This window comes from Flavobacterium sp. PS2 (assembly GCF_046250155.1).
Classification (GTDB): domain Bacteria; phylum Bacteroidota; class Bacteroidia; order Flavobacteriales; family Flavobacteriaceae; genus Flavobacterium.
In genome coordinates, this window is sequence record NZ_CP176426.1 from 2189267 (window position 1) to 2205079 (window position 15813).

Consider the following 15813-nt stretch of genomic DNA (forward strand, 5'->3'; position numbering starts at 1 on the left):
TTAAATTCTAAAAAACTTCTTAAAATAAAAAAACCATTCCGTTTTGTGGAATGGTCTTTAAAAATTAACTTAAATTGTATTTAAAAAATCACCTTCTTGGTTTCGATATGTTTGTTATCAAGGACAACTTTTACCACTAAAACCTGATTGGCAGATTTTAAGTTTTCGATAGTCAATGTAGGATTTCCTACCTTCTCTTTCTTGTAAATTAATTTACCTGATACATCATAAATAAATACCTTATCTATAGTTTGACTAAAAGCATTGATTTTAATTTCTTTGTTTGCAACAGCTACTAAAACCGCATTTTCTGCAAATTCGAATTCTCCCGTACCTAATGTTTTATTCGTATATCGCAACACGAAACGATCATTAAAAGTACCTTTTGCAGTTGTAAATGTATAATCTGTTTCGCGTAAATTATGAATTATACCAGCAACTTTATCTTCTAAATAAATACCCTGACTTGTAAATGAACCATCGACATTATCAATGCCTATAGTAAAACTATCTGCTATTTCTGAACTATAACCTAAGGGAACCAGATCGGTTTCCTTAAATGGTAATGCTCGTCCTTGAATAACGAACTGTTGACCTTTATTAATGCTATAAAAATCAATATAAGCATTCATATTATAAGAAAGACCATCGTAAATACTTTCATACTCATTTGATGCTCCCTCGATATAACCTACCAACATTTGTTTAAAAGCACCGCCTTTATTAGTAAGGTTTAACCACACGCGGTTTTTTTCTAAAGATGTTGTTTTATTATTTATACCTGGCTTAAAAAACTCACCATTTTTACCTGCTACACGCATACTATTCTTGAAAGTAACATTTGCTCCTCCAGTTTTAGCATTAACAAAGAAAGATTGACCTGCTGCTATATTTCCTAATGGTTTAGGACTTTTAGATCCTGAAGCAGTACCTTCTCCTGAACCTCCAGCAACTCCTCCACTTAAATTATACGTCGCATAATCATTAGAGGCATAGTCCCATTTGGATCCATCATATTTAAGTGGTGTAATATGTGACCAGAAATATAACGTCCCGTCTAAAACATCCTTATTACCTCGCAAGAACTCATCGGCAGATAATGCCGAAGGGTATGGATTTCCTACCAAAATATATTCATCTGCTTTAGTTTGGGTACCGAGAACAAGAGCACCATTATTAGGAAATCCATTAAACACAATTGTTTGCTCATAAGGAAAAGGACCTACATTACGAGATTTAATAATGTAACCTCTACCAGTTTCCATGTTATCAGCAGTCCATACCCAACTATTTGTGTCAATGTTAAAAGCATGATAAGAATTCGTTCCTAATGACAGCTTACTAAATTTTTGATCAACTACAGGAGATGACCAATAAACATAATCTTGGTCTTTCATGCCTTTAGTAAGACGTTCATAAGTAATTGATCCTGTATTAATCGCATTATCATTTTTCTGATACAAACTTGCTTGATCTTCAAATCTTAAACTAGCTGTAAGAGCAACTTTAAGTGAATTAATAACTGTTAATGTACGACCTGATTTAATCACAACATTTGCATTTACCTCGCAAGTACAACTATTTATATCTACATTAGGATTATTTAATGTTGGGGAGTTGTAGTTTCCAGTAAAAATAACATTCTGATCTATTGTTGGCGCACCACCAAGCCATGACCATGCTATACCGTTCCAAGTATTAGTAACCAAACCTGGAATCGTAATTTTTGCTGATGCTATAGATGTACATGATGAAGTTGGACTACTTACTGTAAAGGTATAATCTCCAGGAACAAGCCCTGAAATTGTTGTAGATGTTCCTGTATCAGTTTTTGTTACTGCAGGAGGATTACTTACAATTGTCCATGTTCCAGTTGCTGGAAGCCCGTTTAACACAACACTTCCTGTAGGAACTGCACAAGTTGCTGGCGTAATTGTTCCTTGCGTTGGACTATTTGGTAAGGCATTTACTGTTAATGATACTGTCTGGTTTTGGGAGCAAGTACTATTAGCAATTGTCATTATACCACTGTAGGTACCTGCAACTAAATTTGCAGGAATAGCTATTGTATTTATTATCCCCCCCCCAGCTGTAAAAGCAAAAGTAGTATTTGCTTGATCCACTAACCCTCTCCCATTTGCCGAATTATCCCAATTAATACTATAGCGCGTTGGGTTACCTATACTTGCCGAGTAAGGTAACTTTACTGTTCCTTGAGCACCGAGACAAATTGCATCAATAATACCCAATGTAGTAATAGGTGCAGAGTTTGCTTTTACCTCCCAAGAACCTATACTTGTACAGGTTTTTAACGAAGTAGTTAAATTATAAATTCCTGGTGATAAATTAGAAATATCTTTTAAACTAGAAGTATAACCAGATGCAGATGTCCAATAATAGGTGTAAGGATCCGTCCAAACAGGAAGGGAACTCCCCTTTAATATTCCTTGAGTAGCAACACTACCAACACCAGAGACACTAGTAGCTCCTGTACCTTCACTAAAACTATACCCCGCCAATAAACCATCTTGAGAAGCATCATATACCACAAACCCTTTTGCCATATTTGAAATTTCTGTTGCATCCAAAGCTCTACCCCAAAAGCCTAATTTAAAAACCTCCCCTGTAAAAGCAGTACCAGCGCCAATATCATCCATTACACCATAACCAATTTTAGCCGAGAAGCTACTTGAACCATAATTAGATGTGGATGAACCTCCTCTATACTTTTCGACACCATTAAAATAAAGTATCAAATTAGTTCCATTACCTACTAGGGCGATATGATGCCACTCCTTATCTTTTGGATAGCCACTTATAGGAAAATCGATGGTTCCTCCATTTCGAGTCCAACATCTTAAATTATCACCCTCAAAGCCAAATTCAATAACATCATTTTGTCCAAATAATGACATTCTATCAGTATATTTAGTCGGGTCAAATTTTATCCAACCCTCTACGGTAAAACTACTTTTATTAGAAAGCATAGGAGCTCCAAAATCAACATACTGTCTATTAGGCCCAGTAAAAGCTAGAGAGGAAGGTGCTACTAGATTTGTAACTTTAATTGCTCCAGTAGTGCTCGTAGGGCAAGTTGTATGGGTTACCATTACAGAAGGTTGAGGCGGAGAGCTATAACTAAGGATAGTTACACTTCCTGTCATCGCTCTAGCACATAGGGTAGTCGGATTGATACCAACAATCGTGTAAGTACCTGTTGGGTTAAAAGCCCCAAAACTTATAATATTTCCTGTTCCTGCAACTACTGAACCTACTGACACACCACCTCTAAACAACTGATAATTAACACCTATTTGAGACCCTGTTAATCCTATATTAGAACCAGTAACATTACTACAAATTGCCCCGCTACTACCTGTAATATCATATGGTAACGGTAATACACAATTATTACTACCTACCTCTATTTTCCCATTAATATTAGTAGTAGTAAAAAAAGTATTATTTTTATAGGCAGCAGTTGAATTCGTACTTCCCCAAATACCCGAAGAAGCTATTAAACCACCCAACTTCATCACTTTAGCTGAATGCAATGTATAATCCCCTAAATTGGCCATCACCCCAGAATCAATTGTTAAATTATCTGAAGAAGTGTATGAGCCGAAAGTTTTAGTTCCTGAACCCGAAAGAAGAAGATTAGAATATGCTGTTGCTTTTACCGTCTGATTAACTCCTATATAATTTACTGTATTGCTATCAGCTGTAGCTGTAAGAGTAAGATTACTACCAATAGAAGCTCCTCCAAAATTTAAAATTCCTGTATTAATTAACTTAACTGCCCCTCCCAATGAATTTGAAACTGTAAAACTATTTGTGTTTGTAAGAATCACTGAAACTATAACTGATGACATCTCTAATATCCCAGTAATAGTTTGATTATTTGTTTCAAATGTTTGAACTCCAGTACCAGAATTAAAAGTACCATTATTAGTAATTCCTCCTCTAAAATTTATAGCAGAATTTATGGAATTATTCCAAGTTCCTCCTGAATTTATCGTTACTAACCCTGTATATCTTTTAGCCACATTATTAACTGCATGAGCTAATGTACCATCTACAGTTGTTACTCCGTTAACAGTTAAAGCTTGATTAACTGTTAAAATTGCACCTGACATAATTATAAGATTATTACAAAATGCAGTACTACTAATTACTGGACTTCTTGTTGTAACTGGTATTATCACATTATCCGTAGCCTGAGGAACTCCATTTGGGCTCCAGTTTCCATTAGTATGCCAGTTTGTACTTGAAGAACCAGTCCACGTTTTTTGCCCATATCCAAAACTAACAACAAACAACAGAACCAAACACAACCATTTAGCCAGATTGTTTGATTTATTTATTATTTTAGAAGAATGTTGGGAAAAAAAGAAATCAACATTTAATAGTAATTTTTTATTCATAAGTAGGATTTAGAATTATAAATTGATTTTTTGGGTATATTATTTATTAGTAAATTAATTTGATATTCTGCGTTTTTGAAATCTTAATTTTAACAATTCATTACTTAATACTTTTTCAATAACATGCAGAAAATCAGCATTTATTATTTTTTCATTTTCAACTTTATGTTGTTTTAAAAAATAATTTTAACACATTGTAAGTTTTTATGTATAAACTGATTTTGATTAAATGCTTTTATACTTTTTTACGCATTTCGAAATAATCATAATTGACTTATTTTTAAATATTTAAAAATAAAAAATGTTTGTTTTTTGTTAATGCGCACCAAATAAAGCACAAAAAAAAACCTCTCACAAGATTTTTTTTTTTGGAAAATACGTTTTCGCTATTTTACTTAAATACCCGTTGAACTGCATCTTTTTTAAGACAAAATGCATATTAACGACGTAAATACTTACTTTTTATTAACTTGATGATATTTAAGAATTAAACTAGCAATCAAATACACTTAATTTTTTTCACAGTATAGATAAATTTGTTAAAAAACAAAAAACCATTCCGTTTTGCGGAATGGTTTTTAAAATTTAATCTAAATTTTATTAGTAAATCACTTTCTTGGTTTCGGTATGTTTATTATCCAGAATAACTTTTACGATTAAAACCTGATTACTTAATTTTAAGTTTTCTATTCTCCATTTAGGATTTCCTATTTTATCTTTCTGATAAAGTAGTTTGCCCGATGTATCGTAAACATATACGGCATCTATAGTTTGATTAAGTGTATTGATTTGGATCCCTTTATTTTCAACGGCTATTCTGACCATATCTTCTGTTGCTTCAAACTCTCCTGTACCTAGAGTTTTATTAGTATATCGCAATACAAATCGATTATCGACACCATCAGTTTTTGCTGTGCTAAACGTATAACCTTTTTGGCGTAAATCCTGTATAACACCAGTTACTTTATCTTCCAGGTAAATAGCATGATCTGCTAATAAACCATCTGCATCATCTATCTCAATGGTAAAATCTCCTGCTATTTCTGAACTATATCCTAAGTACACCAAATCGGTTTCTTTAAATGGTATGGCACGACCCTGGATACTGAGCTTTTTATCTTTAAGAACACTGTAAAAATTAATAAAAGTATTTCCGTTTAGAGAAATTCCGTCAAACAGACTCTCATAATCATCCGTTGCTCCTTCGATATAACCTACCAATATTTGTTTGAATGCACCTCCCTTATTGGTAAGATTTAACCATACTCGATTTTTTTCTATTGCTGTTACTTTTTTTGTTTTTCCTGGTCTGTAAAACTGTCCATTTTGCCCAGAAGCACGCATACTATTATTGAAAGCGACATGTGCATCTCCTATTTTTGCATTAACAAAAAAGGACTGTCCTGCTGCAATATATCCTAATGGTGGAGCACTTCCTGAATCAGAACCAGTTCCTTGGCCTGGAGTAACTCCACCAGTAAAATTATATGTTGCATAATCTTCAGATGCATAATCCCATTTACTACCATTATATGCGAGTGGAGTAATATGGGTCCAGAAATAAAGAGTTCCGTCTAGAGTAGTAGAATTTCCTCTTAAAAAATCATCTGCAAATAAAGCCGAAGGATATGGATTTCCTACCAAAACATACTCATCTAATTTAGTTGGTGTGCCAAGAGTAAGTGCGCCATTATTAGGTTCCCCTTCAAAAGCTACTTTTTGATCATAAGGAAATGGGCCAGCATTACGTGCTTTTATAATATATCCTCTGCCTACTTCCATATTATCAGCTGCATATATCCAACTATTTGTCGCAATATTAAAAGCAAAATAAGAATTAGTCCCTAATGACAGCGTACTAAATTTTTGACCAAATACAGGAGATGACCAATAGACGTAATCCTGATCTTTCATCTGTGGAGAAATACGTTCGTAAGTAATTCTACCACTATTAGTTGCATTATCATTTACCTGAAATAAACTCGCTTTATCCTCAAATTTTAAACTAGCCGTAGAAGCTACTGTAACCGAATTAGTAACAGCTAAAGTTGCTCCCGTCTTAATTGTAACTTTAGCTGTCAAATTCACCTGACAAGAACAAGCAGTTAAATCACCTGCTGGTCCTGTTGCCGAAGTATAATCTGCTGAGAAAATAATATTTTGATTTGCCGTTGGTGTACCACTAGACCATCCGGAACCGCTCCAACTATTAGTAACCAAAGTAGGAACTATAGCGGGAAGAGATGCTGCAGAAGTACAACTTGTTGTTAAGTTACTTACTATAAAAGTATATGTATTTGGTGCAAGATTACTAATAACAGTACTTGTTCCTGAACCTGTGGTAGTAATAGTGGCTGGATTTGTTACTATTGACCAATTACCAGATGGTAATCCGCTTAAAGCAACACTTCCTGTAGAAACCGCACATGTTGGAGGTGTAATAACTCCTATAACTGGAGCTGTTGGTGTTGCATTTACCGTTACCGTAAAAGTTGAAGCGGGGCTACTAACACAACCTGCTGCTGTTTTTACGGTTAATGTTCCTGTATAAATACCCGCAAGTGTACCAGCTGGAACAACAATCGTAATAGGACTTGCTGGTAATGAAGCATCTGTAACTGCCGCAAAAGTATTTGTGGGAGATCCATTCCAAACAATACTATATGTTGTTGGAGTACCCGATGTAGCACTATAACTTAATGTGGTATTTTGAGCACTAGCGCTTGAACAAACTGTTGCTGCCGATCCCGCTAATGTTATTGTTGGAGTCGGATTTACCGTTACTGTAAAAGTTGAGGCAGGGCTACTAACACAACCCGCTGCAGTTTTCACCGTTAATGTTCCTGTATAAATACCTGCAATTGTACCCGCTGGAACAACTATCGTAATTGGACTCGCTGGTAAAGAAGCATCTGTAACTGCTGCAAAAGTATTTGTGGGAGATTCATTCCAAACAATACTATATGTTGTGGGAGTATCCGATGTAGCGCTATAACTTAATGTAGTATTTTGGGCGCTTACACTTGAGCAAACGCTAGCTGCTGATGATGCTAATGTTATTGTTGGAGTCGGATTTACCGTTACTGTAAAAGTTGAGGCAGGACTACTAACACAACCCGCTGCAGTTTTCACCGTTAATGTTCCTGTATAAATACCTGCAATTGTACCCGCTGGAACAACTATCGTAATTGGACTTGCTGGTAATGTAGCATCTGTAACTGCTGCAAAAGTATTTGCGGGAGATCCATTCCAAACAATACTATATGTTGCGGGAGTGTTTGTTGTTGCGCTATAACTCAATGTGCTATTTTGAGCACTAGCGCTTGAACAAACTGTTACTGCCGATCCCGCTAATGTTATTGTTGGAGTCGGATTTACTGTTACTGTAAAAGTTGAGGCAGGGCTACTAACACAACCCGCTGCAGTTTTTACGGTTAGTGTGCCTGTATAAGTACCTGCAATTGTACCCGCTGGAACAACTATCGTAATTGGACTTGCTGGTAATGAAGCATCTGTCACTGCTGCAAAAGTATTTGTAGGCGATGCATTCCAAGTAATGCTATATGTTGTGGGAGTGCCTGATGTAGCACTATAACTTAATGTAGTATTCTGAGCACTTGCACTAGGACAAACTGTTGCCGCAGCTGCTGCTAAGGTTATTGTTGGAGTCGGATTTACCGTTACTGTAAAAGTTGAAGCAGGACTACTAACACATCCAATTGCATTTTTTACCGTCAATGTGCCTGTGTAAGTACCCGCAATTGTACCCGCTGGAACAACTATCGTAATTGGACTTGCTGGTAATGAAGCATCTGTCACTGCTGCAAAAGTATTTGTAGGCGATGCATTCCAAGTAATGCTATATGTTGTGGGAGTGCCTGATGTAGCGCTATAACTTAATGTAGTATTCTGAGCACTTGCACTAGGACATACACTTGTTGTAGCTGCTGCTAATGTTATTGTTGGCGTCGTATTTACTGTCACTGTAAAAGATGAGCCTGAACTACTAACACAACCCCCTGCATTTTTTACAGTTAGTGTTCCTGTATAAGTACCAGCAACTGTACCCCCGGGAACAACAATTGTAATTGGACTTGCAGGTAATGTAGCATTAGTAACAGCTGCAAAAGTATTTGTTGGCGATGCATTCCAAACAATACTATAGGTTGTTGGAGTATTTGTTGTTGCGCTATAACTTAATGTTGTATTTTGTGCACTTGCACTGGAACAGACTGTGGCTGCTGAGGCCGCCAATGTTATCGTTGGCAAAGCGCTTACTGTTATTGTAGCTGCATTATTAGAGGTCGGGCTAGACGAACAAGACCCTGATGTAAGCGCAGTAACTGTTATAGTACTAGATCCTGCTGTAGTTAATCCTGTTGCTGTAAAAACTCCAGTTCCTGCTGTACTAACGGTCATGTTTGCAGTTAATCCCGTACCACCAGCACTTGGACTACTCCTATTATAGGTAACTACATAATTACCAACGGGCAACAATACAGCACTCGAGGTTAATGTTACTGTAGATGTTGTCCCTACTGATAAACACACATCTGTTGCTGCTGTACCTGTTACATCATATGTAGGACATATATAAGTAACTTTTATTTGTCCATTTCCTCCATTTCCTCCTTTAAAATTACTCAATAATATTCCTAACGCTCCACTACCTCCTGAACCTGGTGCTCCACCTGGATTACCTGCTCCTCCTAAAAGTACCCCAGCTCCTCCTGCACTTCCTCCTGCTACTGCAGCACCAGCCGTCCCATTTACTGCATTATTCCCATTTGAACCAGTTCCTGCACTACCACCTCCACCTCCAGAATATAATGTTCCCAAAAGAAGTACTCCTGTTGCACCACTACCTCCAGAAAAACTTGTTCCTATTCCTGAAGCTACTCCTGCTGCTCCTCCTGCTCCATAACCTGAATTCCCATTTTTTCCCCCTACTCCACCATTGGCTATTACTGTAGAAAAACTTGTTGCACTACCCGCACCTCCATCAATACCTCCACTTGCCGATGTCCCTCCAGCTCCAACTGTATAATTTAATACCGTGCTTGGACTTGTTGCAAGCACAACCTTACCATAAGCTCCGCCTCCACCTCCACCTCCGCTAAAAATAGAAAGAACCGCACTAACTCCACCTCCGGCACCTCCGGCACCCCAACACTCTGTTGTTAATGAAGTGACCCCAGCAGGTACAACAAAAGTACCACTACCAGGAGTTGAAAATGTGTTTGTAGTCTGAGACCACGAATAAGTAATAATAAAAACGAAAAACAAAGATAATTTTAGTCTCATAATAGTAGGTTTTAATGATAAAAAAAATCGATTAACTCTTTGTAATATTTATGAGTGGTATTGAAAAGATGTCGATACTGATTGAAGATTTATCAGAATCATATTCTTTTCTCAAAAAAAAATCATACAACGTAACTTATTAGGGCAAAGATACTTATGCAATACATTCTTAAATTTAACTAAAAATTCCTAAAAGAAGTTCATATATTGTTCATATTATCATGTATTACAACGTTTAAGATTGAGGTTTTATCATATATTTAACAAATTACAAGGCAATACCTCTCAATTATCACAATTTGATATAAAAATCTCTATCTCTACTAGATGATTTACATAAGTCTTTTTAAGTAAGATTATTTCGAAATAGACTTTCGAGGCAAAACAAGTTTTTGAAAAAAAATTAAAGCTTTACATTTGTTCTTTATTCAATACTAAAACTACAATAGACTATATGAAAACGGATTGTACTCCCAAAGAAGCATTACAAAAACTAGAACATTTTTGTGCTTATCAGGAACGTTGTCATGACGAGGTGGTATCTAAGCTATATAGTCTAAAAATGACACCAGACGAAATAGACTCTATTGTGGTACAACTTATTACAGATAACTTCCTAAATGAAACTCGTTTTGCTTGTAGTTTTGCACAAGGAAAGCACCGCATAAAGCAATGGGGGAAAATAAGAATTGTAAACGAACTTAAGGCACGTCATATTACATCAACCAATATCAACCTTGCACTTGCAGGAATTAGTAATGATGAATATCTAGAAACATTTGAAAAATTAACGCAAAAATGTTGGGATAATTTACACGAAAACAATCAACTCAAAAAGCGTAAAAAATTTTGTGATTATGTATTGCGTCGAGGTTTTGAAAGCAATATGGTTTATGAAAAAGTAAAGGAACTTGAAACCAATGTCAAGTAGTTTTTATATTTAAGTATAGATAAATCTTCGACTCCGTTCAAACAGAGTCTAAATATTTATTAGGCTTTTTCGAGTAAAATACTCACTGCATTTCCTCCAAAACCAACCGCATTTATCAATACCTTTTTTATAGGTTTCATTTGTTGTTGTGCTTCCGCAAAAGGAACTCCTATAAATGTATTGTGTTGCATCATTAAGATTGCCATTTCTACACTCAATATTCCCGAAGCTCCAAAAGTATGTCCAATCTTCCATTTATTAGTGGTAAGCAGAGGAAGTTTAGTCTCGGCAAATATCTTTTGGATTGCTTTATATTCTGTTAAATCTCCTTTTATAGTTCCTGGAGCATGCATAACAATCACATCTACATCTTCTGGATTAATTCCTTCCAGAGCCATTTTCATTGATTTTTGAAAACAAGTAGCTTCAGCAGAGATCGATATATTGTGTTCTAAAACTTCTGTAGCATATCCCACACCTATAACATAAGCAATAGCGTTTTCTTTTTCTCTAGCTTCAAGACAACATACTGCAGCCCCTTCTCCCAGAACCATAGTATTTTGAGTTTTATTTAAATCGAATGCTAGATTTGGCCATTTATCGGTATTCAAATCTGCCCGAGAATAAATTTTTAAAGCTCGCATTTGTGCAATCGTAAAATCTGTCAGTGGAGCTTCGCTTCCTCCAACCAAAAATTTATCAACCATTCCTGCTCTTAACCATGCTACACCATTTAGTAAAGCATGTAAAGCTGTTGAACAAGTTATTGAATGCGAAATTTCTGGACCCGAACTTTGTAAATCGTGTGCTATCCAAGAAGAGATATTGCCTAATGTAGTTGTTGGAGAAGCTAATGTTTGTGCTTTTCCAGTTTCTAAATATTCCTGAAAATGTTTTTCGAATAAATCGGTAGCTCCACGAGAAGAACCTATATTAATCCCGAAAACAGCATCAGAATCCCAACCTGAATTTTTTATTGCTTCTCGAGACGCTGCCAAAGCAAACAAAACACTATTATCAAGAAATTTATATTTAATGTCCGAATTACGCACTTGTTCCACAATTTGCTTAGAATCTGCAGTAAGTGCAGCAACAGGAGTTTCTTGTTTATCTAGTTGCTGTACAGTAAAGCAATGCTTGTTATTTAAGTAATTCTCCCAAATATCTTTTGGATTATTTCCTAAAGGTGAAATAGAAGAAAAGGCTGTTATGGCAATTTTTTTATTCAATGTAATTGATTTATTTAATCGAAAATTCTCTAGGTTTTAATAATTAATTAAATCCAAAAGTCTAACTAATCTAATAGTCTAAAAATCTAAGAAGTCTAAATTTATCAAACCATTTCTATAGCTTCTTCAATAATCGAATATACTTTTTCAAGCTGCTCATCACTAATAATGTATGGCGGCAAAATGTAAACTATATTCCCCACTGGTCTTAGAACAACTCCTTTATCAATAAAGAAATTATAAAGCTTCGTTCTCATCGAACCGTAATAACTTTCTTCAGAATCAGATTTTATTTCCAATGCAAAAATAACTCCTAAAACTCTGGTTGTAATAACTTTTGAGTGATTTTTTATTTTATCCTGAAAATGTAAATGGCTTTTATTTATACGTGCAATATTAGCTTGCATTTCCTCTGTTTGTAGCAAATCGATACTTGCCAGAGCAGCAGCACATCCTGTAGGGTTAGCCGTAAAGGTATGCCCATGAAACAATGCTTTATTAATATCATCATCGTAAAACGCATCAAAAACCTCTTGGGTAAAAGTCGTAATAGCCATCGGGATAGTTCCTCCTGTTAATGCTTTCGAAAGACATATCATATCTGGGTTTTCATCCAGATAATCCATAGCAAATGTTTTTCCTGTTTTACCAAAGCCCGTCATAACTTCATCGGCAATAGTAAGAACATTATTTGCTGCACAAATCTGGATTAGAGTTGCCAATGCATCTGGCTCATACATAACCATTCCAGCTGCTCCTTGTACCAAAGGTTCAAAAATAAATCCTGCACAATTCTTATCTTTTATTACTTCTTTTAAAGCATCAAAACTTACTTGCTCTTGTCCTTTTACAGGAACAGGAATTCTAACCACATCTATAAACATCCCCTGAAAAGCTTGTGTATAAAATGAAATTCCGCTTGCGGCCATTGCAGCAAAGGTATCTCCATGAAAAGCATTTTCAAAAGCGATAATAGTGGTACGTTTTTCTCCTTTATTAAAAAAATATTGCAAAGCTACTTTTATCGCAACTTCTACTGCTGTAGAACCATTGTCTGAAAAAAATATTTTCTGTTGGTTATTTGGTAAAATTTCGATGAGTCTTTCGGCAAGAACAATTGCTGGTTCATGTGTAAAACCGCCAAACAAAACGTGTTCCAGAGTAGTTAATTGTTTGTAAATCGCATCGGCAATAAAACGATTACTATGCCCAAAGGGGTTAACCCACCAAGAGGCAATCGCATCTATATATTCTTTATTGTTTTCGTCCCAAAGTAATGCGCCTTCCCCTCTAGAAATGGCGATAGGAATTGCTGCGGTTTTATGTTGGGTATAAGGATGCCAAAGGTATTGGCTGTCTTTTTCGGATAATGTCATTTTATTTAGAATATAGAAAATAGAGTTTAGAAAGAAAAGACTAAACATCTATAGATTTTAGCAAAGATAGGAAAGTCTATTTTCTTTATTCCATAATCTCGCCTCTACATTCCATCCGCTTTCATCTACAATTTTTTCTCAATCCTCTTGCTTCTGTTCTCTTTTCTCTATTTTCTCCTTCTATAAACCAAGCAAATTTTCTCTAAATAAATCGGCATATTCCTTAATAACGTTTTGATCAAAATAAGGCTCTTCATCAATTCGACCAATACATTTTATTCCGGTGCTATTAATAATAATTGTTTCAGAAGATTTGTTTTCGCTTCCGCTAAAGATGATTCCTGCAATATTTAATTTTCGATTCTTCAATGCTTCAATAGTCAGCAATGTATGATTGATACTTCCTAAATAATGTCTCGAAACCACAATTACTTTATAATCTGGTTGAATTAAATCAATAACAAATTCTTTATCATTTAATGGAACAAAAAGCCCTCCAGCACCTTCTACAACCAAATGATTATTGCTTGTTGGCTCAACTATTTCTTTTAAATCAATAGTAACACCATCAATTTTTGCTGCCAAGTGCGGACTTGCTGGCGTATTTAAAGCATATGCATTTTTATGAAACTGAGATTTATTATTTGAAATTCTTGATTGAACTTTTGCCGTATCCGAATTCTCTAAATCCCCTGCCTGAATCGGTTTCCAATAATCTGCCTCTAATGTTTCAACAATTATAGCCGAAGCAATTGTTTTACCAACATCGGTGGATATTCCTGTTATAAATAATTTCATAGATTGGCACACGGATAACACAGATTTAACTGATTATCACAGATTTTTTAGTTTGTTTTTTATCGTTTGTATATATAATTCGCTTGAATTCTGGGTCTTCTCCAAAATTCAAGAGTAATCCAACTTCTATTTTGGTTGCTTTCAAATAATTCATTAGCTGTGCTATGTGTACATTCATAAGTAACTCACAAGCTTTGAGTTCAACTATAACTTTGTCCTCAACTAATAAATCTGCATAATATTCTCCAACTAATTGACTCTTAAAATAAACTCTAATTTGCTTTTGAGCTTCAACTTTGTACCCCAACGATTTTAGTTCAAAGTACATTGCGTTTTGATACACTTTCTCAAGAAAACCATAACCAAGTTGATTGTAAACTGCATAATATGCTTTTAAAATTGAATCTGTAATTTTTTTATGAAGTAAGCCAGCCATAATCAATCCGTGTTAGTCTGTAGAATCTGTATTATCCGTGGGCTAATATACGACGTTACTTAGCAAAAGCAACACTTCCGAAATTTCTTCATAAGTATTATAACTATGAATACAAAAACGCAATCTTTCCTGTCCTTCCGGAACTGTTGGCGATACGATTGCTTTTACATCAAACCCTTTATCCAGCATTTTTTTAGCAACTTCTTTTACATTTTCGTTACCAGGAATAATTGCTGATTGAATAGCCGATTTGCTTCGAACAAACATCGGTTGTAATCCTAGAAGTTTTTTTTGTTGGTTGAAGTAAACGATGTTTTGGCGTAGTTTTTCAATGGTTTCTTTTTCTATTTCCAATTGCTGATAGGCAATAAAAATAGTTGCCACGGAATGTGGAGATAATCCTGTGGTATAAATAAAACTTCTTGCAAAGTTAACGAGGTATTCTTTTAGTTCTTCTGAACCAAGAACTGCTGCTCCATGACAGCCTAAACCTTTACCAAAAGTCATTACTCTGGCAAAAACCCGATTATGCAATCCTAAAAATTGCACTAATCCCTCGCCTTTTTCGCCAAAAACTCCTAAAGCATGAGCTTCATCAATAACGAGGTAACAATTATATTTTTCAGACAATACTACTAATTCCTCTAGATTTGGACAATCGCCATCCATAGAAAAAACACTTTCGGTTACAATATAAATCGTATTTAAAACTGTCTTCTTTTCCTTGTCTCCACTCGGAATGGCAATGTTTTGGTGTTTTAATATAAGCCTTTCTAAATCTTCAAAATCATTATGATTAAATTTATAAGATTTAGCATTCGACATCAAAATCCCGTCCCGAATAGAAGCATGACTTAATTCATCATACAAAATAACATCATTACGCTGTGGTACAGCACTAAAAAAACCAACATTGGCATCATAACCCGAATTAAAGATTAGAGCCGATTCTGACTCGTGAAATTGAGCTATAAACGTTTCTGTGATTTTATAGAGAGAATGATTCCCAGAAATTAATCTTGAACCAGTTGCTCCGTTTTTAGCACAATTCGTATCAAGCAAATATTGATGCGTTTTATTAAAAATTGCTACAGAATTTGAAAACCCAATATAGTCATTGGAAGTAAAATCAATTGATACACTCGTATATGGCAATTGCCTAAGTGCATTATTTTGCTTTCGTACAACTAATTTTTGAATAAGATTTTCTGGTAATTTCATAGAGCAAAGTTATGAAATTGATTATCATTATTAAATAAACTACGAACCGTATAGACCCCGCAGATTATAATTTGAATTTTAAATAATTCTTGTT

8 protein-coding genes are annotated in these 15813 nt (G+C 35.2%); 1 reads left to right on the forward strand and 7 read right to left on the reverse strand.

What is annotated here, in order from left to right:
- Nucleotides 1–80: 80 nt before the first annotated feature.
- Complete coding sequence (locus ACJ6WR_RS09390) at nt 81–4424, reverse strand: LamG-like jellyroll fold domain-containing protein (RefSeq protein ID WP_409417670.1); 4344 nt, start codon at nt 4422–4424, stop codon at nt 81–83.
- A 600-nt stretch (nt 4425–5024) separates the two neighbouring features.
- Complete coding sequence (locus ACJ6WR_RS09395; protein ID WP_409417671.1) at nt 5025–9728, reverse strand: T9SS sorting signal type C domain-containing protein; 4704 nt, start codon at nt 9726–9728, stop codon at nt 5025–5027.
- Between the two features lie 454 nt (nt 9729–10182).
- On the opposite strand from ACJ6WR_RS09395, the gene ACJ6WR_RS09400 reads away from it, so the two are divergent.
- A complete protein-coding gene (locus ACJ6WR_RS09400; RefSeq protein WP_039118152.1) occupies nt 10183–10659 on the forward strand; it encodes a regulatory protein RecX in 477 nt (158 codons plus the stop codon).
- A gap of 59 nt (nt 10660–10718) precedes the next feature.
- On the opposite strand, the gene ACJ6WR_RS09405 is transcribed toward ACJ6WR_RS09400, so the two are convergent.
- The 5 genes from ACJ6WR_RS09405 to ACJ6WR_RS09425 form a co-directional block, all read right to left on the reverse strand.
- On the reverse strand, nt 10719–11888 hold the full coding sequence (locus tag ACJ6WR_RS09405) for a beta-ketoacyl synthase N-terminal-like domain-containing protein (protein ID WP_409417672.1): 1170 nt from the start codon (nt 11886–11888) through the stop codon (nt 10719–10721).
- A gap of 104 nt (nt 11889–11992) precedes the next feature.
- Complete coding sequence (gene bioA / locus ACJ6WR_RS09410; RefSeq protein WP_409417673.1) at nt 11993–13264, reverse strand: adenosylmethionine--8-amino-7-oxononanoate transaminase; 1272 nt, start codon at nt 13262–13264, stop codon at nt 11993–11995.
- A gap of 180 nt (nt 13265–13444) precedes the next feature.
- Nucleotides 13445–14062: a dethiobiotin synthase gene (gene bioD / locus ACJ6WR_RS09415; RefSeq protein ID WP_409417674.1), complete on the reverse strand. Its 618-nt coding sequence runs from the start codon at nt 14060–14062 to the stop codon at nt 13445–13447.
- 25 nt (nt 14063–14087) lie between these two features.
- Nucleotides 14088–14498 (reverse strand): GxxExxY protein, encoded by a 411-nt coding sequence (locus tag ACJ6WR_RS09420; protein ID WP_409417675.1) that lies wholly within the window; start codon nt 14496–14498, stop codon nt 14088–14090.
- 42 nt (nt 14499–14540) lie between these two features.
- Nucleotides 14541–15719, reverse strand: a complete 1179-nt coding sequence (locus ACJ6WR_RS09425; protein ID WP_409417676.1) for an aminotransferase class I/II-fold pyridoxal phosphate-dependent enzyme — start codon at nt 15717–15719, stop codon at nt 14541–14543.
- Nucleotides 15720–15813 lie beyond the last annotated feature (94 nt).

Coding starts and splice junctions, on each gene's coding strand:
- ACJ6WR_RS09390 (WP_409417670.1), bottom strand. CDS start 4,424: ATGAATAAAAAATTACTATTAAATGTTGATTTCTTTTTTTCCCAACAT.
- ACJ6WR_RS09395 (WP_409417671.1), bottom strand. CDS start 9,728: ATGAGACTAAAATTATCTTTGTTTTTCGTTTTTATTATTACTTATTCG.
- ACJ6WR_RS09400 (WP_039118152.1), top strand. CDS start 10,183: ATGAAAACGGATTGTACTCCCAAAGAAGCATTACAAAAACTAGAACAT.
- bioA (WP_409417673.1), bottom strand. CDS start 13,264: ATGACATTATCCGAAAAAGACAGCCAATACCTTTGGCATCCTTATACC.
- bioD (WP_409417674.1), bottom strand. CDS start 14,062: ATGAAATTATTTATAACAGGAATATCCACCGATGTTGGTAAAACAATT.
- ACJ6WR_RS09420 (WP_409417675.1), bottom strand. CDS start 14,498: ATGGCTGGCTTACTTCATAAAAAAATTACAGATTCAATTTTAAAAGCA.
- ACJ6WR_RS09425 (WP_409417676.1), bottom strand. CDS start 15,719: ATGAAATTACCAGAAAATCTTATTCAAAAATTAGTTGTACGAAAGCAA.